General features: G+C 68.9%; 23 protein-coding genes and 4 pseudogenes. 10 read left to right on the forward strand and 17 right to left on the reverse strand.

Translation table 11 applies throughout. The features are described 5' to 3' along the window. Positions 1-45: 45 nt before the first annotated feature. The gene (locus AB0C01_RS14300; RefSeq protein WP_231396707.1) at positions 46-495 is read right to left on the reverse strand and encodes a VOC family protein; all 450 of its coding nucleotides are present in this window, start codon (positions 493-495) and stop codon (positions 46-48) included. Between the two features lie 124 nt (positions 496-619). Between AB0C01_RS14300 and AB0C01_RS14305 the strand changes: the two genes are divergently transcribed. Further along, positions 620-1,420: a helix-turn-helix domain-containing protein gene (locus AB0C01_RS14305; protein WP_357252511.1), complete on the forward strand. Its 801-nt coding sequence runs from the start codon at positions 620-622 to the stop codon at positions 1,418-1,420. A gap of 53 nt (positions 1,421-1,473) precedes the next feature. On the opposite strand, the gene AB0C01_RS14310 is transcribed toward AB0C01_RS14305, so the two are convergent. Together AB0C01_RS14310 and AB0C01_RS14315 are read right to left on the reverse strand one after the other, a co-directional pair. Next, positions 1,474-1,830 carry a hypothetical protein gene (locus AB0C01_RS14310; RefSeq protein WP_357571315.1) on the reverse strand — a complete coding sequence of 119 codons (357 nt, stop codon included), beginning with the start codon at positions 1,828-1,830 and terminating at the stop codon, positions 1,474-1,476. 76 nt (positions 1,831-1,906) lie between these two features. Beyond that, positions 1,907-2,152, reverse strand: a pseudogene (locus tag AB0C01_RS14315) (helix-turn-helix domain-containing protein); the annotation flags it as partial. On the opposite strand from AB0C01_RS14315, the gene AB0C01_RS14320 reads away from it, so the two are divergent. Next, the gene (locus tag AB0C01_RS14320; RefSeq protein WP_357571316.1) at positions 2,145-2,996 is read left to right on the forward strand and encodes an alpha/beta hydrolase; all 852 of its coding nucleotides are present in this window, start codon (positions 2,145-2,147) and stop codon (positions 2,994-2,996) included. The pseudogene AB0C01_RS14315 and the gene AB0C01_RS14320 sit on opposite strands and share 8 nt — an antisense overlap. 61 nt (positions 2,997-3,057) lie before the next feature. Here the strand turns inward: AB0C01_RS14320 and AB0C01_RS14325 are convergent, their stop codons facing one another. From AB0C01_RS14325 to AB0C01_RS14345, 5 genes and pseudogenes are all read right to left on the reverse strand, one after another. Then, the gene (locus AB0C01_RS14325; protein WP_357571339.1) at positions 3,058-3,855 is read right to left on the reverse strand and encodes a nitronate monooxygenase; all 798 of its coding nucleotides are present in this window, start codon (positions 3,853-3,855) and stop codon (positions 3,058-3,060) included. Between the two features lie 6 nt (positions 3,856-3,861). Further along, positions 3,862-3,987, reverse strand: coding sequence for a hypothetical protein (locus AB0C01_RS14330; RefSeq protein ID WP_357571341.1), 126 nt, complete (start codon positions 3,985-3,987; stop codon positions 3,862-3,864). Positions 3,988-4,018: 31 nt separating this feature from the next. Then, a pseudogene (locus tag AB0C01_RS14335) lies at positions 4,019-4,204 on the reverse strand (nitronate monooxygenase); the annotation flags it as partial. Between the two features lie 2 nt (positions 4,205-4,206). Beyond that, entirely contained in the window at positions 4,207-4,794 is a 588-nt protein-coding gene (locus tag AB0C01_RS14340; protein ID WP_357571317.1) for a TIGR03086 family metal-binding protein, read from the reverse strand. A 642-nt stretch (positions 4,795-5,436) separates the two neighbouring features. Further along, complete coding sequence (locus AB0C01_RS14345) at positions 5,437-5,925, reverse strand: hypothetical protein (RefSeq protein ID WP_357252554.1); 489 nt, start codon at positions 5,923-5,925, stop codon at positions 5,437-5,439. A gap of 96 nt (positions 5,926-6,021) precedes the next feature. Between AB0C01_RS14345 and AB0C01_RS14350 the strand changes: the two genes are divergently transcribed. After that, complete coding sequence (locus AB0C01_RS14350) at positions 6,022-6,585, forward strand: hypothetical protein (RefSeq protein ID WP_357571318.1); 564 nt, start codon at positions 6,022-6,024, stop codon at positions 6,583-6,585. A gap of 380 nt (positions 6,586-6,965) precedes the next feature. Here AB0C01_RS14350 and AB0C01_RS14355 read toward each other — a convergent pair whose 3' ends face one another. The 4 genes and pseudogenes from AB0C01_RS14355 to AB0C01_RS14370 form a co-directional block, all read right to left on the reverse strand. Then, on the reverse strand, positions 6,966-8,003 hold the full coding sequence (locus AB0C01_RS14355) for a DUF808 domain-containing protein (protein ID WP_357571319.1): 1,038 nt from the start codon (positions 8,001-8,003) through the stop codon (positions 6,966-6,968). Positions 8,004-8,219: 216 nt separating this feature from the next. After that, positions 8,220-8,420 (reverse strand): annotated as a pseudogene (locus AB0C01_RS14360) (IS5/IS1182 family transposase); the annotation flags it as partial. 154 nt (positions 8,421-8,574) lie between these two features. Beyond that, complete coding sequence (locus AB0C01_RS14365; RefSeq protein WP_357571320.1) at positions 8,575-8,901, reverse strand: hypothetical protein; 327 nt, start codon at positions 8,899-8,901, stop codon at positions 8,575-8,577. Between the two features lie 200 nt (positions 8,902-9,101). Next, positions 9,102-10,178 carry a cellulose binding domain-containing protein gene (locus AB0C01_RS14370; RefSeq protein ID WP_357571321.1) on the reverse strand — a complete coding sequence of 359 codons (1,077 nt, stop codon included), beginning with the start codon at positions 10,176-10,178 and terminating at the stop codon, positions 9,102-9,104. Positions 10,179-11,241: 1,063 nt separating this feature from the next. On the opposite strand from AB0C01_RS14370, the gene AB0C01_RS14375 reads away from it, so the two are divergent. Continuing rightward, positions 11,242-12,735 carry a sulfatase gene (locus tag AB0C01_RS14375; protein ID WP_357571322.1) on the forward strand — a complete coding sequence of 498 codons (1,494 nt, stop codon included), beginning with the start codon at positions 11,242-11,244 and terminating at the stop codon, positions 12,733-12,735. A 104-nt stretch (positions 12,736-12,839) separates the two neighbouring features. On the opposite strand, the gene AB0C01_RS14380 is transcribed toward AB0C01_RS14375, so the two are convergent. Both AB0C01_RS14380 and AB0C01_RS14385 read right to left on the reverse strand, forming a co-directional pair. Then, positions 12,840-13,478, reverse strand: coding sequence for a response regulator transcription factor (locus AB0C01_RS14380; RefSeq protein WP_357571323.1), 639 nt, complete (start codon positions 13,476-13,478; stop codon positions 12,840-12,842). After that, positions 13,475-14,632, reverse strand: a complete 1,158-nt coding sequence (locus AB0C01_RS14385; protein WP_357571324.1) for a histidine kinase — start codon at positions 14,630-14,632, stop codon at positions 13,475-13,477. Before AB0C01_RS14385 ends, AB0C01_RS14380 begins: the two co-directional genes overlap by 4 nt. A gap of 145 nt (positions 14,633-14,777) precedes the next feature. On the opposite strand from AB0C01_RS14385, the gene AB0C01_RS14390 reads away from it, so the two are divergent. Further along, positions 14,778-15,863, forward strand: a complete 1,086-nt coding sequence (locus AB0C01_RS14390; protein ID WP_357571325.1) for a DUF418 domain-containing protein — start codon at positions 14,778-14,780, stop codon at positions 15,861-15,863. Between the two features lie 239 nt (positions 15,864-16,102). On the opposite strand, the gene AB0C01_RS14395 is transcribed toward AB0C01_RS14390, so the two are convergent. Beyond that, entirely contained in the window at positions 16,103-16,981 is an 879-nt protein-coding gene (locus tag AB0C01_RS14395) for a helix-turn-helix transcriptional regulator (protein ID WP_357256150.1), read from the reverse strand. Positions 16,982-17,082: 101 nt separating this feature from the next. On the opposite strand from AB0C01_RS14395, the gene AB0C01_RS14400 reads away from it, so the two are divergent. The 5 genes from AB0C01_RS14400 to AB0C01_RS14420 all read left to right on the forward strand — a co-directional run bounded on the left by AB0C01_RS14400 (position 17,083) and on the right by AB0C01_RS14420 (position 22,761). Next, on the forward strand, positions 17,083-18,405 hold the full coding sequence (locus tag AB0C01_RS14400) for a multidrug effflux MFS transporter (RefSeq protein WP_357571326.1): 1,323 nt from the start codon (positions 17,083-17,085) through the stop codon (positions 18,403-18,405). 139 nt (positions 18,406-18,544) lie between these two features. After that, on the forward strand, positions 18,545-19,588 hold the full coding sequence (locus AB0C01_RS14405) for an NAD(P)-dependent alcohol dehydrogenase (RefSeq protein ID WP_357256167.1): 1,044 nt from the start codon (positions 18,545-18,547) through the stop codon (positions 19,586-19,588). Positions 19,589-20,480: 892 nt separating this feature from the next. Beyond that, a complete protein-coding gene (locus AB0C01_RS14410) occupies positions 20,481-20,849 on the forward strand; it encodes a hypothetical protein (RefSeq protein WP_357571327.1) in 369 nt (122 codons plus the stop codon). Positions 20,850-20,975: 126 nt separating this feature from the next. Continuing rightward, positions 20,976-22,244, forward strand: coding sequence for a Na+/H+ antiporter NhaA (gene nhaA, locus AB0C01_RS14415; RefSeq protein ID WP_357571328.1), 1,269 nt, complete (start codon positions 20,976-20,978; stop codon positions 22,242-22,244). 70 nt (positions 22,245-22,314) lie between these two features. Then, positions 22,315-22,761 (forward strand): CBS domain-containing protein, encoded by a 447-nt coding sequence (locus AB0C01_RS14420; RefSeq protein ID WP_357571329.1) that lies wholly within the window; start codon positions 22,315-22,317, stop codon positions 22,759-22,761. 3 nt (positions 22,762-22,764) lie between these two features. Here the strand turns inward: AB0C01_RS14420 and AB0C01_RS14425 are convergent, their stop codons facing one another. Together AB0C01_RS14425 and AB0C01_RS14430 are read right to left on the reverse strand one after the other, a co-directional pair. Further along, positions 22,765-24,054, reverse strand: a complete 1,290-nt coding sequence (locus AB0C01_RS14425) for an ArsB/NhaD family transporter (protein ID WP_357571330.1) — start codon at positions 24,052-24,054, stop codon at positions 22,765-22,767. Positions 24,055-24,371: 317 nt separating this feature from the next. After that, positions 24,372-24,753: pseudogene (locus AB0C01_RS14430) on the reverse strand (GerMN domain-containing protein); the annotation flags it as partial.

Raw genomic sequence — 24,753 nt, forward strand, 5'->3', positions numbered from 1 at the left:
GCAGCGCACCGACCGGGACGGGCGCCGGGTCCGGAGCCGGCGCTCCTACGAGGGCAACTCGAACAGTTCCAGCTGGATGCCGTCGGGGTCACGGAGATAGAGGATCTTCGTCCCGGCCAGCGCCCCCGCTTCGACGCCATCGCCGTCCTGGAGCACGACCGGATCGGCGTTGACGTGCACGCCCCGCCGCACGAGGTCGCGGTGCGCCGAGTCGAGGTCGTCGACCTCAAAACACAGGTGCATCACCCCAACGTCAGAGTTGCGCCCGGTGAAGGGCCTCGGCTGCGGGCTGTCGTACTGGATGAGTTCCAGCAGGACGTTGTCACCGGCCAACGCGAAGGATGCCCGCATCGACGCGTTCTCGACCTCGACAACCGCACCGATCGCCGGGTTCGTCGCCGAGATCGTCACACCGTTCGGCGCGATGCCGAGGACGTCCTCGTACCACCTCACCGACCGCGCCAAATCGCTGACCGGCACTCCGATGTGATGCATTCTGGTCACTTTGCTCATGATCCCCATCCTGAAGGGCCGAGCCAGCACTGTGGAAGGCACAGGTCTTCCGCGTATCGCTGGTACCACCCAGCTCCCCGGAGGTCCGATGGCGGATCATGGGTTCATGAATGACCTCGGCGCCGCGCTGCGGGCCTGGCGGGATCGCACGGACCCGGCCGCGGTCGGTCTCCCGAACGCCTCTCGTCGCCGCGTCGTCGGGCTACGACGCGGCGAGCTGGCGGCACTGGCCGGCATCTCCCCCGAATACGTGGCACGCCTCGAACAGGGCCGGGCCGCCACACCATCGGCGCAGGTGTGCACCTCCCTGGCCCGCGCGCTGCGACTTTCCGACGACGAGGAGGCGCACCTGATGCGCCTTGCCGGCTTCGCCGCGGCCCCGGACCGCATACCCCACCTGATCCCCAGCAGCCTGCACCGCGTCATCGACCACCTCGACGACACCCCGGCGGCCGTCTACGACGCCGTGTGGCGGCTGCTGCACTGGAACCGGCCGTTCGCGGCCGTCTTCGGCGACCCCACCGGCGCCACCGCCGACGATCGCAACGCCTTGATCGTCCAGTTCGAAACCCGAAACCCCCGAGTCCGGCAGACCGACACCGAGCGCGCCTACTTCGAGCAGTCGTTGGTGGCCGACCTGCGCGCCACCAGCGCCCGCTATCCGAACGATCCCGACGTGGCGGCACTGATCTCGCGGATGGCCGGGAACGACAGGTTCTGCCGCCTCTGGGCCCTCCGCGCGGTGGCCAATCACGAGAGCGCGCACAAGACCGCCGTACACCCGGACGTGGGGGCCATCCCGCTGGACGCCAACGTTTTGACCACCCAGAACACCGACCTGCGCCTCGTGGTCCTCACGCCTCGGCCCGGCACTGCCGCTCGCGAGAAGCTGGATCGACTGCGTTGACGTTACCGTCCAGGAGACATCCACATCGACGAGGCGCACACCGGCCGACGTGTCTACACCCGGCCGGACGCCGACGACGTCGCGTCGCTGATCTCCGAGCTGATCGACTGGCTGGCCGACGGCGAACCCGAGACCCCGCTGCTCGTCCGAGCCTCCATGGCACACCTGAACCTGGTCAAGATCCACCCTGGCGGGACGGGGACGGCCGAATGTCGCGGTCCCTCCACATCCTCGTACTCGCCCGCGAACGTCTCGCACCGGTGGGGATGCAAACCCCAGTCCCGCCAGATCCGGGCGACCTCGGCGAAGCTGACCGGTGTGCCCTGCCTGGTCAACTGGTCCGCCAGGGCTCTGGCCGACCAGTGCGTGATCCCCGACTCGGCCGGTGGTGGGTTCAGGGTCGCGGTCACCACACCGGCCTCGTCGACGACCGGCGGGCGTCCCGGACGCGGCAGGTCCGCCAGGGCGACGATCCCCCCGCGTGTACCGGGCCCGCCACGCGACCACGGTCTGACGGGTCACTCCCACCCGGCGGGCGATCTCCGCGTTGGGCAGTCCATCCGCGGTCGCGCAGGCGGCGGTGATCTCCGAATTCAAGATCCCTTCCCCGTACGATAACATCGACAAAGTCCCCCGTAACCCCAGTGGCAAGATCCGGCGTCGGATTCTCCGGCACCAGTTCTGGGTGCATGTGGACCGCGACGTCAACTGAATTGAGATTCCTATGAGCATCGCCCTTTCCACGGTGAAGGCTGGGCTGCGGGTCGCCTCGGTGGTCGTACCGGGTCTCGCCGGGAAGTGGACGTTCGCACTGTTCTGCAAGCTCCGGACCCCGTCGCGGGTGCGCCCCAACGAGGCCGAGGTCCACGCCCAGGCCCAAGTGGACAGCATCGAGTACAACGGTCGGCGGGTCGTCACCTACCAGTGGGGGGACGGCGCCAAGCCCGTCCTGGTGGTCCACGGTTGGGAGTCTCGCGGCTCGCGGTACGCACCCCTGGTGGCGGAGTTGCTCGCCCGTGGATACAGCGCGGTCACCTTCGACGCACCCGGTAACGGCGACTCCGAGGGAAACCGCACCACGCTGCTGGAGTACGCGGACATCGTCGAGAAGCTGTACGAGCGGCACGGCCCCTTCCAGGCGGCCGTCGCCCACTCGTTCGGGTCGTTGGCGCTCTTCCAAGCCATGCGCAAAGGGGTCAAGGTCGACCGCGTGGTGACGGTGAACGCCGTGTGCGACTTCGACTACCTGGTCCACCGGTTCAGCGAGGAACTCGGTTTGTCCGAGCGCCTGAGGAAGGATCTCAGCCGCCGGTTCGAGGGCCTGTTCCCGCAGGAGCAGGACATCTACCGCCGTTTCTCCGTCCCGTACCAGGCGGACCGGGTGACCGGTCCCGTGCTGGTGATCCACGACGAGGACGACCTCCGGATCGAGATGTCGCAGGCCAAGAAGATCGCCTCGGCCTTCCCCGCCCAGTCCCGGATGATCACCACTCAGGGCTTCGGACACAGCAAGATCCTCACCGACCCTAGGACGCTGACGGCCATCGCGGACTTCGTGTCGGAATCCACCGTCTGACCGCACCGCCGGTCGTTCTCCCAGGTAACGCGCCCGGTGGGTCTGTACCCACCGGGCGCGGTCATCGTGACGATCGGGTACGGCTACCGGCCAACTCCCTCGTCGGCAGCTCACGCAGTGCCTTGACGACCTCGGCCGGGGCTTCCTCGGCCATGAAGTGGCCGCAGGAGACCGTGGTGTGCCGCACTCCGGGAGCCCACGCCCGCCACAGCCACTGATCAGCTTCTCCGGCAGCCCGGGAGGCCGGGCCATCAGGTAGAGGTGGAACCCGACGGCCGCGGCGGCGGCCCTTCGGCTCGGCACGGTCAGATGGTGCACCTGTGGGTAGGCCGACGGGGGGTGTTCCCGTACTCCCGGATGGAGCGTTGGTCAGGCCACGCGCGGGTCGCCCGGAGAACGTGAGGGTCACCGACGTGCCGCTGAACCGGGGGTCCACCAGGGCGGCCTGGTGCCGGGGATGGGCGCCGCTCTCCGGGGTACGCAGGAACGCCGTGCCCAGTTGCGCGGCGCCCGCCCCGGCCGCCAGTACGGCGGCGACCGCACCACCGTCCATGATGCCGCCTGCCGCGATCAGGTCGAGGTCCACCGCGTCGCGGACCTCGGCGAGCAGGGGTAACAGGCCGACGCCGTTCCCCTGCGACGGCTCGGGCGTGAACGAGGCGCGGTGCCCGCCAGCCTCGGGTCCCTGGACAACCAACACATCGACACCGCCCCGAGAGCAGGCCCTGGCCTCGTCGGCACTGGGCGCCGTCCCCACCACAGCGGTGCCGACCTCGTGGAACCGGTCCACCACCGACGGGGACGGGCAGCCGTAGGTGAAGCTCACCAGCGGCACTCGTTCCTCGACCAGCAGAGCCAGCTTCTCCTACCAGCCGTCGGTGTCGCCGACCGGCGGGTCACCGAGCGTGACGCCGTACCGCTGTGCCTCCCCCGCGAGTGCCCGGCGGGAGCGGTCCAGCGCCACCGGATCGGCGGCCGACGTCGCGGGCACGAACACTGACGCCGCACAGCGCCCCGGTCCGCGCCCACACCTGCACCAGGTCGGCCCGCAGGTCGGCCGGCAACCGGTAACCGGCGGTCAGAAAACCCAGGCCGCCGGCCGCCGAAACCTCACCGACCAACGCGGGGGTCGAGGCGCCACCGGCCATCGGCGCCGCGACGATCGGGTGTCTGAGCCGCCCGAGCACGTCCCGGGTGGACGCGCCCACGGTCAGGCCGGCCAGGCCGGGGACCGACCGAGCAGCCGCAGCAGACGGTCCTGGTCCGAGCCCTCTGCCGGCAGCGGCGGCGCGAACGACGAACCCGGCAGGCTGCGGGACGCACCGACGGGTACCGCCCGTCGGGTGACCTCCAACGCCGCCTCGACGATGTCGTCGTCGAACTTCGGCGGCGCACCGAGCGCGGCACCCACATCCCACCCGTGCACCACGTAGTCGAGGAAGTGGAAGCTGATCGCCATCCGGGCCGGGAAGCCGCCGACCCGCCGGATCTCCGGCAGCCAGAACTCTCGGCGCATGACGTCCGGTCCGTCGAACGCGCCGATCACCCGTTCCGCCGACCGGAGGTAGTCACCGCCCGGGTCGGCCGCCGGCTGCTCCCGCCAGACCGAATCGTCCTCGGTCTCGCCGTCGGCCGCCGCCGCGAAGCCGTTGTTCTGGGCGGTCATGTGGGCCAGCAACTGCCGCAGGCTCCACTGCGTGCAAGGGGTGGGCAGGTCCCACTGTTCCTCCCGTGCACTGGAGACGATCTTCACGCTCTGCCGCACCGCCCGGCGGTTCAGCTCCTGGATGTCCACCACAAACCCTCTTCCCGCCGATCCATCTGCCGCCCTACCCGCCCCGGTCAATCGTCGAACTGGCCGTGCTCCCGGGTCACACCGCACCGCTTGACCGTATTACCGCAGGTCAGAACCATCGTCTCTGTCCGACGTCGGTGAGCACTTCGGACGCGGAGACCTCTTCGCCAACCTGCACCCAATCTGCACCCAGTCTGCTCCCCCACCCGGGCTCGCACCCGGCCGCCCACCAATCGCGAGCTGTCAGCCCAGTGCCTTGGATGGCACCTGCGCTGGCTCCCACGGCCGCATCGGTCGACCGGGGAGCACGCCCACGGCCGCCGCGCCTTATCAGCCGGCTGCGCGCCCGCCCGGCGAGAGGCGTGGGAGCGTCGCCCAGCACAGCCGGTCGGTGGCGTACGAGATCTATGCTTCCGGCGCGTCTATCGCCTATCTGGCGGTGGCTGATCGCGCGGGGGAGGCAGGTCGATGGGGGTACCGACGCTTGTCGTATCGCTGACCCGGCCGAACACGTACCGCGGGATCGGGCCGGCGGTAGCGGCTGCACCCCATGGCGCGCTGATCCTGGTGGAGCCGGGCCGTTACGACGGGCAGGTCGTCGTGCGCGCCAAGGCAGAACCTTCTACGAACCGCGAACAGCGATGGTCACCTGACCGGCGGCTCCGCCAACACAACGACACCGTCCGCCTCAACGTCGAAGCCGAGCACCGGATGGCTCCCGTCGCCGCCCTCCGAATCCATCAGCACGGCTTTGCCCAGGCACCTTCCGATCGCCGTCACGAAACTGCAAAACACATCGAGCCGCTCCTGCCCCTGAAGCTCCCGCAGATCGACATCGAAGTCGATCTCATTCGCCGCATAGAACCGGAAAATCGCCAGGACATCCACCGACGGCCAGACCCGCAGCTCCGGGCACTCAGCGCCAGCCGGGCGGGACAACACGGCCGCCGCCGCAGGCAACGGCAGCACCACCGCGCCTTCGGAGTACTGGAACGCCCAACCCTGAGCGACGACGAGATCTAGGACCGATTGCCAGTCCTCCACCGAGGCGCCAGGCACGCAGACGTCCGGCAACGCCCCCATCACCCCGGGATCGAAGAACCACCTGACGTCATCCCACAGCAGATCAGGCACCACGCCATCCTGCCCTCACCACGGCCCCCACGCCGACTCGATTCCTTGACGAAACCCACAGGGGCATCCCCCGAGGGATGCGTCTAGGGTTGTCCGGTGATCGAGATCTTGGACGACCTCGGTGTGCTTGTCCGATCCGACCTGGACCCGGAGACATTGAGCCTTGCTGGTGTGCCCTTCGGAGCGGATGCCGCTGACAGTGTCCAGCGACGCCAGATCACAGAGGCAAGCTCCTCGATCGTCCACCGCTCAATCAGCGGCACCGACAGCGCTCCGGAGTACTTCGCGGCGGATGACCGAAGGCTGACCCTCGAGGAAGTGATCGACAGCGCCATCGGGGATGGCGGCATGGTGCATTTCGCAGACAAGCTCAGCTACAAGATCGTAGGCTCGCTGGTCGTCGGGTTCGCGCTCTACGGTGCCGGCTGCGGTCATCTGGCCCACTTCGGCTATCTGCGGTCCTACGAGCAGTTACTCCTCGCGTTCGGGACAGGGGACCGGACCGAGGAATCGCGGGTCTACGGTGACCTCTTGGGATACCACAACTACTACTGGCACTCGCGGAAACACGTGTACTGGAGTGCTGGTGATGAAGACGGGACTGGTTGTCTGTCATCGATCAGTCTTGGGGACTATCCCGGCAACGCCGGACCCGAATAGGCGCAGTCGTACCGATCCGCGAACGCATCCGCTCCTCGACGTGAGCGGACACCGCCCTACCGCCTCTGAGACAGCGCCAACGCAGATGCCTTCGGATCCGCCGAAGAGGTCACCAGCCTGAAAGACGTGGTCAGGGCGTTGCCCGTGGGATCGGCGTCTCGAAAGACAGGAACTGCGGGGGAATCCCAGCAAGCTCGCCCCAACGCTTCACATCGATCTGCAGCAGACCTACAGGCAACGCGTTAAGCGACCCGAGACGCCGACCGGCGCCCGCCATCCCGGAAGCTACCCCTACGCCTGCCGAGACAACCGCTACCCGTAACGACCGGCTCGCGCCCCAGAACGCCTGACCCCGTGGTCGAGTTGCGGTGATTTTGCGGTCAACCGCGCGGCGCTCGGTCCGTAGGAGCGTCGAGACGCCGAGCTGCACGGCTCGGCGGCGCGGGGATGGTGCCGTCAGCACGAGTCGTGGCCGCCGCAGTCGCAGCCGCAGCCTTGGATGTGCGGCGGTGGAGCGTGAGAGTCATGACCAGCACGACCAGCGCCCCGACGATCAGCCCGAGGATCGCGCTGGCCACCGTGTTGACGAGCCAGCCGACGAGCCCGCCGAGAACACCCGTGGCGTCGTGGGCGGCGACCTCCACGTGGTGCACGGCCTCGTACAGGAAGTGCAGGTTCAGCTCGTTCGTGCCTAGCAGCAGGATGTGCCCGCCCACCCACAGCATCGCCGCGGTGCCGACTACCGTCAGCACGGTGAGGACCACCGGCATCGCCCTCACCAGACCGCGGCCGAACGTGGCGACGGCGCCGGAACGTTGCGACAGGCGCAGCCCGGCGTCGTCCATCTTTACGATCAGGGCCACCACGCCGTACACCAGGACGGTTATGACGACGGCGACGACAGCCAGGATCGCCAGGCGGGACCAGAACGCCTCATCGATCACCTCGTTAAGGCTGATGACCATGATCTCCGCCGAGAGGATCAGGTCGGTTCGTACCGCCCCGGACACCAGTGTCGTCTCGTCCTGCACCGTTTCCTCGCCCGCGCCGGGGGCGCCGTGATGGGCGATCTTGGCCCACACCTTCTCCGCGCCTTCATAACAGAGGTAGGCACCGCCGAGCATGAGGATCGGAGTGAGCAGCCACGGCACGAACTGACTGAGCAGCAGCACCGCCGGCAGGATGATGAAGAACTTGTTGCGCAGCGACCCCACGGCGATGCGCTTGATAATCGGCAACTCGCGCTCGGCCGCCAGGCTCCGCACGTACTGCGGCGTGACGGCAGCATCGTCGACGACGACACCCGCAGCCTTGGCGCCGGCCTTCGCGGCGGCCGCCCCGATGTCATCGATCGACGCTGCAGCGGCCCGGGCCAGCACCGCCACGTCATCCAGCAGGGCTACGAGTCCACCGGCCAAGGGAGGGTCCTTCCAGGGGTGCGCAGAATTCGAACTGGCCCATTCTCGCTCAGGTCCCTGCGCGCGGCACGCCACCGCCCGGGTCGCATACCGGGCGAGAGCTTGAGGTGAGCGACTATCGCGCTCGGCCGATGACCCGCCACCACCGCGGCAGGGTCATCACCTGGCGCCAGCTCAGGCCGAACCCGTCCCCCGCAGTCACCGTTAACCGGGGTCGGCGGAGATGCGTTTCGGTCGCTGTCTGGATCGGCCGCGGATGCCCTTGATCGGCGGGATCTTGTCGACCAGGGCAGTAGTTGGGTGACGCCGTGACGGTTGCCGCCATCAGGGACACGACGAGTGGGATGCCACCCCGTCGGTGATGGCGTGGTGTTTCGAGCCTGGCTTGCGGCGGTCGACCGGGCTCGGACCTGTTTTGGGCCGCCCTTGAGCGCCCGAACATACGTGCCGTCGATCACCGCCCCGGGAGATGTCCAACTGCCCGGCGATGCAGTGGATCGACGGAGCGATCGAGTCGATCGGCACGGGCTACGCACTGTCCGCCGACGAACTCTGACATCACCATGCGCAGCTAGCGACGGAGCAGCGAGAAGGCTCCTGCCGCCGTCAGCAGCAACAGCAGTGACACCGCGAACAGGGCGCGTCCAAGCGGAAGGGGCATGGAGATGAAAAACGGTGCCTGTGCGATCAACAGGCCCGCGCCGATCACGGCTTGGGCGGTTCCCACCTGCACGGGCTGGGACGGCTCTCCCACCTTCAGCCGCGCAAGCCGGACCCAGGCGGCGGGAATCCTTCGGGACACGGTCACACGCACCCCGATTACAAGCGAGCCCAGGCTGAGGACCACGACCCCCACACGCAAAGCGATCGTGACTGGGTCCTCGTCATACGGACTCATGCGCCCATCCTCGGAGAGGCGTCAAGCGCGCGAATCGGACGACAGACGCACGACAGCCTCTGGCGTCCTCCTGACCTGCCGAACGGTCACCGCCAACCCTGATGGCCTGGTCGAATTGACCCAGAGCGCCGTGCCGACTCGCAAACGTATCGACGGCCAGTGGAAGGAACTTGGTCAGCCCTTAACGGAGGGCCGAGGCGCTAACGGATAGTGAAGGTCAGCGGGTTCGAGATGCCGACGCCGCCGTGGGAATCGTGGACCCGCACGGTGAAGGTGGATGACGTGCCGGCCGACAGGGCCGTCTGGAACTGGTACCGCTGTCCGCTGTTGGTCGGCGTCACGGCCAGCCGGGTTGCGCCCAGGTAGAACTCCACCCGGCTGACGAGGTCCCCGGGATCGGTGTCGGCGACGTCGGCGACCAGCGTGACGGTCGTCGGCTCGAGGAAGTAGGTCTGCCCGCCGGGGGTGCTCAACGCCACCGCCGGCGGGTGGTTGGCGCCGGTGGACGCCGGCGTCACCACCGTGACCAGCAACGGCGGCGCAGCGCCAGACAGCGACTGGTCGGTGCCGGCCGAGACGTACAGCACGAAGGTGGTGCTGGTGCCGGGCTCCCCGATCGGTGGCGTCCACAGCGCCTCGTACCGGTCACCGGTCGTCCTCACCCCCCGGGCCACCGTGACGCCGTCCACCCGGAACGACACCGAGGTGATGCTGTGTCCGCCTCCCACGGTCGCGGTCGCCGCCAGCGGGACGGTCCCCGGCGTGGTGTACACCGCGCCGGCGGTCGGGCTGAGCCAGGTGACGATCGCCGGCCAGTCAGCGACCGGCGGTGTGGCCGTCCGGGTCGGCGTCACGCTGGGCAGGACGCCGCCGGTGCACGTGACGCCGTTGAGCGTGAACGACGCCGGTATGGGGTTGCTGCCCGACCAGGCGCCAACGAAACCGATGTTCACGGAGCCATTCGTGCCCAGGGTCGCGTTCCAGCCCAGATTGGTCGCGCTGACCTGCTGGCCCGCCTGGGCCCAGGTGGCGCTCCAGGTTTGCGTGAGCCGCTGATCGACTGCAGGGAACGCGAACCGCAGCGTCCACCCGTTGACTAGGTCACCCACGTTGGTGACCGCGATGTCGGCGTGGAAGCCACCGGTCCACTGGCTGGTGACGACGTAGTTCACCCGACACCCGGCCGCCGCGTTCGCCGCACTGGCGTGTGAGATCGCCGCCATCATCGCGACCATGGCAACAGCGATGGCGGCCACAGCAGTCAGCGACTTCCGCATGGGCACACCTCGCCGTAGATAGTTGCATGTCTATGAATATGTCGACTGTCCTGCTGCTCCGCCTTCCTGTCAAGGCACGCACGGCAGTCCTGCCGCCGACAGGACAACGGACAGCCCGCCCATGGCTGATCGGTAGCGGCCACAGCGCCGAGCAGGCAGATCGGAGTCTCAAATGACGGTCCTGCGGCGGATTTCGGCCCGCTGACTCGCAACGCTCTACTTGGATCTACAGCACCTGCAGGCGCGGCGTTAGGCAACTCGAGACGCCGGCCGGCGCCAGCCATCGTGGGAACAACACCACCTGACCACTTTGCACCCAATCTGCTCCCATCTGCAAGGCCAGGCCAACCAGTGGCTCCTTACCGCCTTGACCTGCGCACACTCCCCTGCCAGGTAACATGGAGCGTTGTCGACCGCTGCGCAGAACCGCAGAGCACTCCGCGCCGAAACAGGACGCCGCACCCGACCTGACCTGGGTAAACGTGGAGCCGCAGGCAGGGGTGGGTGCAGTTGAGGAACGTTCGATGCCGTTGGGCGCAGTTCAAGGCTGTTCAGGGCACGCCGACGTCTTGAGCGCCGTCAGCGCCGGCATCGGCGGTACTGCTGGTGTCACGCTCGATCGCGAACGGATCTATGCCGGCTCGCGCACGCCGCCGGCGTTGCCACCGTCGTCTGGCATCGGTTCGGTCGGAGCTTCGGGGAGCTCGTCCGGCGCGCCAGGCAGAAGCACGCCCGCGTCGTCAGGCACCGGTTCACCCGGGTCGATGGGCGGATACTGTTCGGGGTCGAGATCCGGTCCAGTCATCAGGCGAGCATCCGTCGTCTACCGGACTGCCGCTCGTCGGGCCGCGAGCCGGGCAGCCTACCCCTCGCCTCAGGCGACTGGCGGCACTGATCCGTCGGCTGCCTGCCACCTCGGGCGGCACTCATCGGCGTCGGCCGGAGCCCACTCGCCCCGATGGCCACGGTGGCGGCGGACCGGGCGGTGAGGCTACCGGGGTGTTGATCGGATCATCACCACTTGTTGAATAGATGCTGACAAATCTTGGCCAGGCTTGGCAGCATGGCTATCACTTACCGACGCCTCCTCGCCGCCACCCTCGTAGCCGGGCTGGCTCTGCTCACCGCGTGGACACCGGCACGCGGCGCGGAGCCCGCTCTGGCGCCCACGGCCACCGCACCCAACATCATCTTCGTTCTCGTCGACGACCTCGCGTGGAACCTCGTGCAATACCTGCCGCAGGTGCAGCGACTACAGAGTGAGGGGGTCACCTTCACCAACTACACGGTGACCGACTCGCTGTGCTGCCCGTCCCGCTCGTCGATCCTCACCGGCCAGTTCCCACACGACACCGGCGTGTTCACCAATGGTGGGACCGACGGCGGGTTCGCGGTCTTCAAGGGCCGGGGCAACGAGAACCACACCTTCGCGACAGCATTGCAGGGCAAGGGCTACCGGACCGGCTTCCTCGGCAAGTACCTCAACGGCTACCTGCCGGGGGACACGCAGGGTGGTTCGCTGCCGTACGTCCCACCCGGCTGGTCGGAGTGGTACGTCGCGGGCAACGGATACTCCGAGTACAACTACGACCTCAACGAGAACCACACCATCGTCCACTACGGCAACCAACCGGCCGACTATCTGACCAACGTGCTGTCCCGCAAGGGCAAAGACTTCATCCAACGCTCGGCTGCGGCGAACACGCCCTTCCTGCTGGAGGTCTCCACCTTCGCCCCGCACAGCCCGTTCACCCCGGCCAACCAAGACCTCGAGGACTTCCCCGGCCTCACGGCCCCGCGCACCGCAGCGTACGACCGGCTGCCCACCAACCCGCCGTCCTGGCTGGCCGGCAACGGGCCGCTGACCGCACAGGAGAAGAGCACCCTGGACACGAACTTCCGCAAGCGCGCCCAGTCCGTACAGGCGGTCGATCGACTGATCGGCAACCTGCGCGCCCAACTCACCACCAGCGGCATTGCCAATAACACCTACGTGGTGTTCAGCTCCGACAACGGCTTCCACATGGGCGAGTACCGGCTGACCGGTGGCAAGCAAACGGCTTTCGACACCGACGTGCGGGTTCCGCTCGTCGTCGCCGGGCCGGGCGTCGTCCCCGGATCGCAGCGCGCCGAGATCGTGCAGAACATCGACCTGGCACCAACCTTCCAACGCATCGGCTCCGCCGACGTCGGCGCGCACGTCGACGGGCGCAACCTGCTCCCCCTCGCGCAGGGCGACCCGGCACCGAACTGGCGTACCGGGGCGCTGATCGAGCACCACGGCCCCAACCAGGCAGCCGACGACCCCGACGCCCAGGACCGGCGCAACGGCAGCCCAGTCACCTACGAGGCCCTACGGACAGCGACCTACACCTACGTCGAGTACTCAAACGGCGAACGGGAGTACTACAACCGCACCGTCGACCCCCACCAGCTCAACAACATCGCCGCCGGGCTCTCGGCAACGCGACTGGCGGCGCTGCACGATGCGCTCGCGGCATACGTCGCCTGCCACAGCCACTCGGCGTGCTGGACGGCCGGTCACGTGCCGGCCTGACGGCGCACCAACCGCAACGGCCCTGACCTGCGGTCTCGCCCCGTCGCAGGTCAGGGCCGATCGCCGTCCTGGCCGGGCCGGCTGCGCGACTGAGCCGGGTGCTCTCAGTTCGCCGGGATGCCGGCCCGATGCGCCAGCAGGCCGGCCTGGGTGCGGTTGTCGCAGCCGAGCTTCTCCAACAGTCGGGAGACGTACCCCTTGACCGTCGCCTCGGAGAGGTGCAGTCGTCGGGCGATCTGCTGATTGGAGCGGCCGGCGCCGAGACAGCCGAGGACCTCGACCTCCCGGGCGGTGAGCGTGGCGACCAGTTCGCGGACCCGTTCTCCGTCGTGCCGGCTCGCCACCAGCCGCTGGGTCGCGGACGGGGACAGCACCGTGTGCCCGGCTGCGGCGACCCGTAGCAAGTTGACGAGATCCTCCGGCGCCGTCGACTTGAGCAGGAAACCGACGGCACCCGCCCGCATCGCCCGAAGCACGTACTCGTCGAGGTCGAACGTGGTCAGCGCGACGATCCTCGGCGGCGCCGAGGCCCGGGTGAGGTGCTCGATGGCGGTGAGCCCGTCGACGCCCGGCATCCGCAGGTCCATCAGGACCAGGTCCGGCCGGTACCGGGTCACCGCCTCCACGGCCTCTGCACCGTCGTACGCCTCGCCGACGACCTCGACGTCCGGGGCTGCTTCGAGAATCGTCCGCAGGTAGGCGCAGACCATCCGTTCGTCGTCGACGAGCAGGATCCGGATCATCGCGTGGCGGTGGTCGGCACGTGCCCGGGCAGGGTGGTCCGCACCGCGAAGCCGCCCTCCGGGGTCGCCGCCGCGGCCAGGGTGCCGCCCAGCACGTCGACCCGACTCCGCAGGCCGGCCAGGCCGGAGCCCCCGCCGGCGGCGGCGAGGTCCGGGTCGGGGGCACGATCGGGCCGGTCGTTGGTAATGGTCGCGCGGACCAGATCCGGCTGATAGCGAATCGACACGGTCACCTGCGAGCCCGGCGCATGCTTGTGGACGTTCGTCAGGGATTCCTGTACCACCCGGAAGAGGGTGCGCCGCACGGCCGGTGCCAGTGCCGACGGGTCACCCTCCTCGTCGAGACGGACCGGCAGACCGACCGCGCGCGAGTCGGTCACGAGATCGTTCAGGCCGCCCTCCGCAGCCCGGTCCTCCGCTGCGACGCGGGTTGTCGGTGGGTCGCCATGCCTCAGCACACCGACCAGGTCGCGCAGCTCGGCCAGCGCCTGGCAGCCCGCCGTCCGCAGCTCTTCGGCGGCGCTGCGCACAGCGGGATCCGTCGCGCTGGTGCCCAGCGCCCCGGCGTGCAGCACCATCAGGTTGATCCGGTGGGTCACCACGTCGTGCATCTCGCCGGCGATCCGGAGCCGCTCGTCGCTACGGGCCTGCTCGGCAAGGAGCAGCCGCTCCCGCTCGGCTCGTTCGGCGCGGTCGAGCAGCTCCGCGACGAGCCGGCGGCGGGCACTCACGTAGAGGCCGAGCAGGGCCGAGATGGCCAGCAGTCCGGGCCCGCTGAACGGGTCGTCAACCGTCCAGAGCCGCGCGCCGAGCAGCCAGCACACCCCGAGCGCCGCGATCACCGCCCAGGACCGCCGACGGTCGCGTCCGTAGACGATCAGCGCGTACGGCGCGAGGAAGACCGCCGACGCTGGCACCAGCAGGCTGACGCCGGCGATGACCAGGGCCATCGAGTACGGCCGGCGTCGGCGCAGCAGCAGGGTGGCCGCCGCGCCGACCTGCGCCGCCGCGTAGACCCAGACCGGGGCCGGGAGATGCCTCGAACCGGCGCTCGGAAAGGCGACCTCACGGGCCACGCCGGCCGCCGCCGCGAGGACGACCAGCAGCACGTCGACGGCGATTGGCGGCACCTTTCGGCGGTCCACCGCGCTCATGCGTTGCAGGTTAGCCGGGCCGGCCCGGATCGGCGCGGCGAGCGGCATGAGTACCGACGAAGGGACCGGGGACGCGACGAAGGAAGGTTGCGGAGGCGACCTCCGGGCCTGTCCCGACCGGGTACGACTGCGGTGGCATTGCCGGATGGCACACTCGACCGATCCCGTGGCGCAACCGGCTAGGCCCCGCCGCATCGACGAACTTGACGCGCTGCGTGGGCTCGCGCTCCTCGGCATCGTCATGTTCAACATCGTTCAGATGACCCACCTGACCCGGGTTTCCGGACCGGCCGGTGAGCACCTCGGCGCGTACGTCTGGGAGCTGCTCTTCGTACAACGACCTTTCCCGATCTTCTCGCTGCTCTTCGGGATCAGCTTCTCGCTCTTCCTGCGTACGGCGGCTCGACGCATCGACCGCCCCCGGCTGGTGCTGCTGCGCCGGCTGGTTTGGCTGGGCCTCTTCGGCGCGCTGCACACCCTGATCCAGCCCGGCGAAGTGCTGAAGTTCTACGCCGTGTTCGGGCTGGTCGTGCTCCTGCCGGCGTCGTACCTGTCCCGCCGCTGGGCGCTCGGGCTGGGCATCGTGTTGACCCTCGCCGCCGCGCTGACCTTCAACGGTCTCTTCATCATCCCGGGCCTCTTCCTGCTCGGCCTGGCAATCGCGGAGTACGACATCCCGGACACGCTGCCGTCGCGAGGCCGGCAACTCGCGGTCGCACTCGCCGTCGCGGTGCCGGTCGCCGCGGTGACTGGGTGGTTGCAGTTCCGGGCTGGAGTCGGCCCAACCGCCAACTACCGGATCCTGCCGGCCGGGCTCGCCTTCGCCTTCCTCTTCACCGTCGGGTTCCTGCTGCTGATGCGAACCGCCCTGCGACGCCCGCTCGGCGCGCTGCTATCGCCGCTCGGTCGGGTGGCGCTCACCAACTACGTCGCCGCGTCGTTCCTGATCGTGGCCGGTGATGCGCTGCTCGACATCGGCTCCCGATCCTCCTACGGCGCCGTGGTCGGACTGGGCCTGGCGATCGGGGTCGTGCAGGCGATTTTCAGCGTGCTTTGGCTGCGGTCCTTCCGGTACGGCCCGCTCGAATGGCTCTGGCGGTGTCTCACCTGGTGGCAGCGGGTGCCGCTCCGCCGCGCCTGCTGCGCCCCGGCTGCTGCCCTGCGCTCCCCCGCCGCCAGCGGCGACGCCAATGCGTGCGGGGACGGGTGCTGCACCACCGACAACCGCTGAGCGGACCTGCGGACACGGCAGGTTCCGTCGGCCACCGCCGGAACCTGTTAAGCGACGAGCCCAGACGCAGCGGACTGGGCTACCTGTACTGCCCAGGCAGGTTGGTCAACCTGGCCATGAGTGTCGGCCGTCGTTTCCGCGGATCTCGCCGGAGGCGACTCGGAAGTAGTCGTCGATGACCACCGCCCCATAGGTTTCGTTCAAGTGGGCCGTCCCGGTCACCTGGGATGTGATGGCAGTTACAGCGGACGCACCGACTCATCGCTGTCGACGGCGGTGGCGGCCCACGAGGCGAGAAGAGCCAGCGCCTGGGCGGTTGGTGAGGCCGGCTCGGCGGCGTAGATGGTCAGGGTGAGGTCCGGCTCAGCGCGCAGGTCCATGCTCTCGTACGCCAGGGTGAGCTCGCCGACGACGTGGTGGTGGAACTGTTTGGTGCCCGTGCCGTGGGTGCGCACGTTGTGGGCGCCCCAGCGGCGGCGGAAGTCGTCGCTGCGGGTGGACAACTCGCCGACCAGGTCGTGTAGGCCCTTGTCGTGTGGGTCCTTGCCGGCCGCGGTGCGCAGGTTCGCGACGGTCATGTCGGCGGCGAGGTTCCAGTCGGGGTAGAAGCGGCGGGCAGCGCTGTCGAGGAACGTGAACCGACCGAAGTTGGGCACGTTAGCCGGGTCGGTGTAGACGTCGCTGTACATTGCTCGGCCGAGGTGGTTGGCGGCGAGCAGATCCTGCCGGTTGTTGACCAGAATCGCCGGAGTGGTGATGGCGTCGAGCGACCATTGCAGGCTGGGTCGGGCCGTCCACTGCTTCGGGCGGCGGCTCGGCCGCAGCAACGCGTTAGTGCCGTTTGCCTCCTGGGCGAGGCGGAGCAGGTGAGTCCGTTCGGCGTCGTCGAGTCGCAACGCACGGGCGATCGCGTCCAGCACGCTGGCGGAGACCCCGGCCAGCTGACCGCGTTCGAGTTTGGCGTAGTACTCGACGCTCATCCCGGCCAGCGCGGCGACTTCGCTGCGCCGTAGCCCTGGCACCCGGCGCTGCCCAGCGGTCGGGATCCCGGCCTGCTCCGGGCTGATCTTGGCGCGGCGGGTGGTGAGGAACTCGCGTACTTCGACTCGGTTGTCCACGACTTCGACGATACGACGGGCCGCGGAGAGGTGCGATGTACTGCTGGTACACCCATTGTCAGGGACTTTCTCGGGTGCGGCGTGCGAGATGTGCTTGATGCATGGCCGCAGTATCAACCACCCGGAGGGACGAACTGTCCCCGCTCACGTCCGCCACCGAAGCCAGTCTCGTTCCCGACCCGGTGCGCCGTCAGGCCCGGATCACCTCCGCCCTGGTCGCGACAGTGATCCTCCTGACCGCGATCGCCCCGCTGGCCACCGACATGTACGTGCCAGCGTTCCCCCGCGTCGCCGGTGACCTGACCGCGTCCGCGACGCAGGTGCAACTCACCCTGACCACGTTCTTCGTCGGCATGGCGCTGGGCCAGTTGATCGGCGGACCGGTCTCCGACCAGCGCGGCCGGCGCCGGCCGCTGATCGCCGCGATCCTGCTGATGAGCGTCGCCTCGGTCGTCTGTGCTCTCGCCCCGTCCATCGGCGTGATGATGGTCGCCCGGCTGGTGCAGGGCTTCAGTGGCGGCTGGGCGATGGTGATCGGCCGGGCGGTGATCGTCGACCTGGCGGCCGGCGCGCGACTGGTTCGCCTGCTGAACGTGATCGCCGGTGTGGGCGGCGTCGCCCCGATCGCCGGTCCGCTGCTGGGCGCGGTCATCCTGCAGGTGTCGCACTGGCGGGTGTCGTTCTGGGTTGTCGCGGCCCTGGGTGTGGTGATGACGTTGGCGGTGCTGCTCGCCGTGCCGGAGTCGCTGCCGGTGGAACGCCGGCACGGCGGGGGTCTGCGGGCGTTCGCCGTTGCTGGGCGGCAGGTCCTCGCTCGGCGCCGTTACGTCGGATACCTGCTGGTCAGCGGCTCAGCGATGGGTGCGCTGTTTGCGTATGTCGCCACCTCGGCATTCGTGTTGCAGTCGATGAATGGAATGTCGCCCATCGCGTACTCGGTCGACTTCGCCGTCAATGCCGGCGGCATGACGGTGGCGGCTCTGATCGCCGCACGGCTGGCCGGGCGGGTCGCCACCCGCAAGGTCATTCTCATCGGCCAGGTCGCGGCCCTCGCCGCGGGTGTGGCGATGCTCGTCGGCGCGCTGTGGCTCGGCACACCGATGCTGCTCGCGGTGGTGTGCTTCTTCGTGCTGATGAGCGCCCAGGGCCTCATCGGCCCCAACGGCGGTGCGCTCGCCTCCGCGGAGGTGCCCGGGCATCCCGGGACCGGTTCGGCGATTCTCGGGTTCGTCCAGTGGGTCGCCGCCGGGATCATCGCCCCGATCGCCGGGCTCGGCGGCGAGCACACCGCCGTACCGATGGCACTGCTCATGCTCGCCGGCGCGGCGCTCTCGATGATCGGCCTGCTCGTGCTGGCCCGCCCGGAAAAGACAGCGGGCGCCGCAACAACGGGTGACGGCGTCCTGCACCACCGCACGCCCTGAACTCCAGGGCCTTGCCAGCCGGAGCAGCGCCCCGCGCTTGTAAGGGGTACTGGCAGTACACCCATTGGCAGAGACTCGCAACGCCGCCACGGCTGTGGTGAGGTGCAGGTAGGTCAGCATCACGTCACCGGAGGACATCATCTTCACCGTCAACGCCATCGCCGCGCCTTCCGCCACCGAACCGCTCGTGCGTACCACGATCGAACGGCGGGACCTGGGCCCGCGCGATGTTCTCATCGAAATCCGCTACGCCGGCATCTGCCACTCCGACATCCACACCGTGCGCGGCGACTGGGGCAGCGTTCCCTACCCGCTCACCGTTGGCCACGAGATCGTCGGCCGGATCACCGAGGTCGGCGCCGACGTCACCCGCCACGCGGTCGGCGACCGTGCCGGTGTCGGTTGCATGGTCAACTCGTGTCGCGAGTGCGAGAACTGCCGCACCGGAAACGAGCAGTACTGCCTCAAAGGCAACACCCAGACGTACGCCGGCGTCGACCGGGACGGCACCGTGACCCAGGGCGGGTACTCGACCCACATTGTCGTGAACGAGGACTTCGTGCTGCGGGTGCCGGAAAGCATCCCGTACGAGGCGGCCGCGCCGATGCTGTGCGCGGGCATCACGACGTACTCCCCCTTGGCGCACTGGAACGCCGGGCCCGGCAAGAAGGTCGCCGTGGTGGGCCTGGGTGGTCTGGGCCACCTGGCCGTCAAGATCGCCGCGGCGATGGGCGCCGAGGTGACAGTGCTGTCACAGACGCTCGCCAAGAAGGACGACGGCCTGCGCTTCGGAGCCGAGCACTACCACGCCACCAAGGACCCGGCGACGTTCGAGGCGCTCCGGAACAGCTTCGATCTGATCATCAACACGGTCAGCGCACCGATCGACATGGCCAGCTACCTCGGCCTGCTGCGTCTGGACGGCACGCTGGTCAGCGTGGGTGCCCCGCCCGAGCCGCTGCCGGTCCCCGTCTTCGCGCTGTTCGGCAATCGACGCTCGTTCGCCGGCTCCAGCATCGGCAGCATCGCCGAGACGCAGGAGATGCTGGACTTCTGCGCCGAGCGCGGCATCGCTCCCGAGGTCGAGGTCATCGACGCCGAGGCAGTCAACGACGCGTACGAGCGGGTGCTCGCCTCGGACGTGCGGTACCGGTTCGTCATCGACATCGACACCCTGCGCTGATCTCCTCTGTGGCGCCAGGGTCCGCCGAACGGCGGGCCCTGGCGCGGTCAGGCCGGGGCGACCGGCAGACAGCATCGATCGCGGAGCATGACCTTGAATTGGTAGTGAAGGTCGATCTGCAGCCATGACCTTCGAGGTTGTGGTCGGAGCGCTCGGAAAACCCTGCCGTGAGATCCACAGCTCCGAGTCCGCACGCCACCGGCACCATCCCGTCTACCAGAGCGAGGACGGGCCAGCGCCACCACAGCGCCCAGGCCTAGCTCGCCTCGGAGGGCTTCCTGCGCCACCGAGCCCGCTCCGTGGAGCAGGTACCGCGGCATTGCGGTGCGGCTACGCCTTCCGGCTCTCCTGCCACGAGGGCAGGACAAGGTGTTTCTCCAGCTCGGTGGCTCGCAGGGCTATGCCGGTGGCCGTGGAAGCCCTCGCTGTTCGACGGCCAGTGGGTGTGGCTGGCCGGTGAGGGCTGCGAGGGCGGCGGCCACGGCGTGGAGGTCGGCCTTGATGTAGGTGGTGATCTTCTGCCGCAGCAGCTCGCGGGCCTGGCGGTGGTGGTGATCGGGTCCTTGATCGTTGTATGGACTGTAGTGCGTCCTGACGGTCCGTCCTGGCTAGCATGGATGCTTGCCACTCTCGTGTTTCTGGTCGTACTCAGCGGGACTTGGGTGGCGAAGACGGGGCATGCGGCATAGGCCTAAGGACAGGCGATGTCCTGTCATGACAGCTATGCGCCAAGGGCCATCACTCCGGTCGGCGACGGAGTTCCTCGGCGGGGACGGCTAGTAAGGACATCCACGGCGGTCCCCGTCATTCGCCCTGCACGCCTATCGTTGGAGTCAGGTTCCCGGCCGCATGAGCGTGCGGGACTGGGTGGGCGCGAGATGAAACTGGAATCGTGAGCGTTGCCGAAGAAGCAGAGAACCGCGGGATCGCACTGATCCGGGAGTTGGTCGCGGGCGCGGCCGGTGTCGTGGTGGCCGCGTTCGCCGCTGCGGTGGTTTTTTCCGCCGAGGAGCCGGTGGGGCGCGTCATGGTGATGGCGGCCGCCTGCGGCCTGCTCGCCGCATCGCTGTGCGATTGGCGCGCGACACTGGTCACGGCTGCGATGGCCGCTGGCGTGTTCGTCGGCGTCCTCGCTGACGGCGCACCACCGACTCCCGCTCCGCAGGGTTTTACGCCAATCTTCGTGGTAGCGGTGGTGCTGGGTGTGGGGAACAGACGCCTGCGACTGATGCGCAGTGACGAGGGGCACCGCCGGCAGTAGGTGGTCGAGGCCTCGGCAGCGGTGGGCGCCGGTACGATGGGTTCCGGTGCGCCGGGAAGTCTGGTCGGCAATTGGCTCCGACCCGTCTTCTTGAAAGTTGGCCTGCTTGTGACGTCGAACCCTCAGATGCCCCCTCGTGTCCTCGGCCGTGGTTCCTGGGCCGAGGCGCGTCGCATTGCCGACGTGCTGCGCAAGGAGACGATCGGTGGCGCGCTGCTGTTGGTCGGTGCCGTCGTGGCGCTGATCTGGGCGAACTCGCCGTGGGCGCACCGCTACGAGGCGATGACGGCGCTCACCGTCGGGCCGCACGCGCTGCACCTCGACCTGTCGCTGGGGATGTGGGCGGCCGACGGGTTGCTGGCGATCTTCTTCTTCGTCGCTGGTCTCGAACTCAAGCGCGAGTTCGTGGCGGGCGATCTGCGTGATCCCCGCCGGGCCGCGGTCCCGGTCGCCGCCGCGGTCGGTGGCGTACTCGTGCCGGCCTTGCTGTACGCGGTGGTGAACTGGGGTGGCGCGGTGAAGGGTTGGGCGATTCCGACCGCCACCGACATCGCGTTCGCCCTCGCCGTACTGGCGGTGATCGGCCGGCATCTGCCGAGCGCGCTGCGTACCTTCCTGCTGACCCTCGCGGTGGTGGACGACCTGTTGGCGATCGTCATCATCGCGGTCTTCTACACCGCCCACCTGTCGGTGCTGCCGCTGCTGGCCGCGGCGGTGCCGCTGGGCTTGTTCGCGCTGCTGGTGCAGCGCCGGGTGCGCTCGTGGTGGTTGCTGCTGCCGCTGGCGTTCGCGACCTGGGCGCTGGTGCACGCCTCCGGCGTGCACGCCACCGTCGCCGGGGTGCTGCTCGCCTTCGCCGTCCCGGTGCTGCGTTCCAGGAACGCCGGGCCCGGGCCCGGTCTGGCGGAGCACTTCGAGCACCGATTCCGGCCGATCTCCGCCGGCGTCGCGGTGCCGGTGTTCGCGCTGATGTCCGCCGGGGTGGCCGTCGGCGGGCTGGACGGCCTGGCGGAGGCGGTCACCGACCCCGTCGCTGTGGGCATCATGCTCGGTCTGGTCGTCGGCAAGCCGATCGGCATCCTGCTCGCGACCTGGCTCGTCGCCCGGTTCACCCGGGCCCGGCTGGACGCGGGGTTGGCCTGGATCGACGTGGCTGCGCTGGCCGTGCTGGCCGGTATCGGGTTCACCGTCTCGCTGCTGATCGGCGAACTCGCCTTCGGTATCGGCAGCGACGCCGATGGTCGGGTCAAGATCGCCGTGTTGGCGGGTTCCCTGATCGCCGCCGCGCTCGCCATGGTCATCTTGCGGGTACGCAACCGCGTGTACCAGCAGATTTACGAGGCCGAGCAGGTCGACCGTGACCGTGACGACGTTCCCGACGTCTATCAGCAGTAGGTCGGCCGCGGACGGACTGGCACGCGGCATCAGCGCGGTCGGGGCGGCAGCCCGGGCGTATCGTCGGTGCATGCGCGCGAGCGACGTGGCGATCCAGATGGAAACCGTTACCGAGGACATGCCGGCGCGGGAGGCCGCGCGGATCCTGGCGGCGCAGGACCTGCCCGGCCTGATCGTGGTGGACACCATGGGCCGTCCCTCGACGGTGCTGGCCGGCACGCAGGTGCTGCGGATGGCGCTGCCGTCCTACTGCCAGGACGACCCGGCGCTGGCCCGGGTGATCGACGAGGCCGCCGCCGACGTGATCCTGGAGGGTATCGGTAACCGCACCGTGGCGGACCTGCTGCCGCGCAACCGTCCGGACCTGCCGGCGGTCAGCGCCGACGCCACTCTGCTGGAGGTCGCCTCGGTGATGGCCCGATCGAATGTGCCGCTGGTCGCGGTCGTCGACCGCGACCGGGTGATGACCGGCGCGATCACCCTGGACGGGCTGCTCGACCGAATGCTCGGCACCTGAGCGTCAGAAGAACCGCAGCCACAGATACGGCACCGAGATTGCCACCGAGATCACGGTGACGATGAGACCGTACTTGGTGAACCCCCAGAACGTGATCTTGTTTCCGGCGCGGTCGGCGATGCCGAGCACCACCACGTTCGCCGAGGCGCCGATGGCAGTGGCGTTGCCGCCGAAGTCAGCACCGATGGCGAGCGCCCACCAGAGCACCTGAGCCTTACCGAGCCCGCCCTCGGCGTTCACCAACTCGCCGACGATCGGGCTCATCGTGGCCACGTACGGGATGTTGTCCACGATCGCCGACAACCCCGCCGACGCCCACAGCAGCAACATGGTGGCCGGCCACAGCTTGCCCTCGACGGCCTCGGTCGCCGACCTGGCGATGCTGTCGATCACCCCGGTGGCAACCAGTGCTCCGACCATGATGAACAGGCCGGCGAAGAACACCAGCGTCGGCCACTCGACGTCCTTGGCCACGTCCTCGGCGTTCAGCCGGGACAACGCCAGCAACAGCAGGCCGCCGAGTATGGCCACCACCGACGGCTCCAGGTGCAGCACCGTGTGCAGGCTGAACGCGAGCAGCACCGCCCCGAGGACCACCAGGCTGATCACGACGAGGCGGCGGTCGCGAATTGCGTCCGCCTCCCGCAGCGCCATCACCCGGGCGGCGCGCTCGGCGTCGTAGCGGAACGACTTGCGGAACATGATCCGGCACAGGCCGATGAACACGACGATGACGATCAGCACCAACGGGGCCATGACGTTCAGGAAGTCGGTGAAGGTCAACCCCGACCGGCTGGCGATGATGATGTTCGGTGGGTCGCCGACCAGGGTGGCCGCGCCACCGATGTTGGACGCCATCACCTCGGCGATCAAGAATGGGATCGGCGGCACGTCGAGCCGCTCGCAGACCAGCAGTGTCACCGGCGCTACCAGCAGCACTGTGGTGACGTTGTCCAGCGCCGCCGACACCACGGCGGTCACCACGACCAGGATGACCATGATCGGGAACGGGCGGCCTCGGGCCTTCTTGGCGCTCCAGATCGCCAGGTACTCGAACAGGCCGGTGCGTTTTAGCACGCCGACGATCAGCATCATCCCCAGCAGCAGGAAGATGACGTTCCAGTCGATGCCCGCCTCTTCGGAGAAGAACGCGTGCTCGGCGTCGGTGGCCCCGATCGCCAGCATGATCGACGCCCCACCCAGGGCCACCGCCACCCGGTTGATCTTCTCCGTGGCGATGAGGACGTAGGCGGTGGCGAAGACGGCCACCGCGATCCAGGCCAGGGTGCTCATGCGGCGCTTCTCCTGTTCTGGTCAACCGTCATCACAACGCCGACCAGGCTTCCCGGCACACCTGAGATCAACCTATCAGCCTGCCGGTCGGCAACAGGCGTGCCGAGCCCGGGCGAAGGGGCAGGCCCGGCGGTGACATCCCCACTGCCGGGCAAGGGCTTGCGGGACAGGCGCTCCGGCCGGCCGGAGCAACGCCAGGTCCTTTCAGTCGCACCTGGGCGGTCAGCGATGGCACGCAGGAGTGAACGCCGCGTGTACCGCCTTCGTCGGCCGCCATCCCGCCGACGGCCAGCTCGCCGTGCGCTGATCAGTGGGGCGTAGTCGGTGCGGCTGAGCGGCTGCTCGGACAGTGATCCGTCGGCGCGGGGCACACCCAACGGTCTGCCGTCGCGCAGGAATGACACGCTGGTGACGTCATCGCGGCTGGTGAGGGTGCAGACGATCTGCCCGAAGGCGAGGACCTCGTCGCTGCGCCCGGCGTCATCACCGGGTTCATCGACCGCTACTCGGGCCTGGGTGCCGGTCACTGTCGCACCGGCGGCGTTGACCGCTCCCGGCAGCGCGCTGGTCAGGTCGCTGTCGCGTTCGGCCTCGGTGGGTCCGGCGAGCAGGTGCCGCAGGTGGTCCTCGATGGTGGGTGGGCGGTCCACCCCTGCGAGCAGCCGGGCGAACGCCGTGGTGCCGCGCAGCCAGGCCCGC

Origin of the sequence: Micromonospora sp. NPDC048905 (assembly GCF_040649655.1) — a bacterium.
Classification (GTDB): Bacteria; Actinomycetota; Actinomycetes; order Mycobacteriales; family Micromonosporaceae; genus Micromonospora.

Coding starts and splice junctions, on each gene's coding strand:
- AB0C01_RS14300 (WP_231396707.1), bottom strand. CDS start 495: ATGCATCACATCGGAGTGCCGGTCAGCGATTTGGCGCGGTCGGTGAGG.
- AB0C01_RS14305 (WP_357252511.1), top strand. CDS start 620: ATGAATGACCTCGGCGCCGCGCTGCGGGCCTGGCGGGATCGCACGGAC.
- AB0C01_RS14320 (WP_357571316.1), top strand. CDS start 2,145: ATGAGCATCGCCCTTTCCACGGTGAAGGCTGGGCTGCGGGTCGCCTCG.
- AB0C01_RS14365 (WP_357571320.1), bottom strand. CDS start 8,901: ATGAGTCCGTATGACGAGGACCCAGTCACGATCGCTTTGCGTGTGGGG.
- AB0C01_RS14370 (WP_357571321.1), bottom strand. CDS start 10,178: ATGCGGAAGTCGCTGACTGCTGTGGCCGCCATCGCTGTTGCCATGGTC.
- AB0C01_RS14375 (WP_357571322.1), top strand. CDS start 11,242: ATGGCTATCACTTACCGACGCCTCCTCGCCGCCACCCTCGTAGCCGGG.
- AB0C01_RS14380 (WP_357571323.1), bottom strand. CDS start 13,478: ATGATCCGGATCCTGCTCGTCGACGACGAACGGATGGTCTGCGCCTAC.
- AB0C01_RS14385 (WP_357571324.1), bottom strand. CDS start 14,632: ATGAGCGCGGTGGACCGCCGAAAGGTGCCGCCAATCGCCGTCGACGTG.
- AB0C01_RS14390 (WP_357571325.1), top strand. CDS start 14,778: ATGGCACACTCGACCGATCCCGTGGCGCAACCGGCTAGGCCCCGCCGC.
- AB0C01_RS14400 (WP_357571326.1), top strand. CDS start 17,083: ATGGCCGCAGTATCAACCACCCGGAGGGACGAACTGTCCCCGCTCACG.
- nhaA (WP_357571328.1), top strand. CDS start 20,976: ATGCCCCCTCGTGTCCTCGGCCGTGGTTCCTGGGCCGAGGCGCGTCGC.
- AB0C01_RS14420 (WP_357571329.1), top strand. CDS start 22,315: ATGCGCGCGAGCGACGTGGCGATCCAGATGGAAACCGTTACCGAGGAC.
- AB0C01_RS14425 (WP_357571330.1), bottom strand. CDS start 24,054: ATGAGCACCCTGGCCTGGATCGCGGTGGCCGTCTTCGCCACCGCCTAC.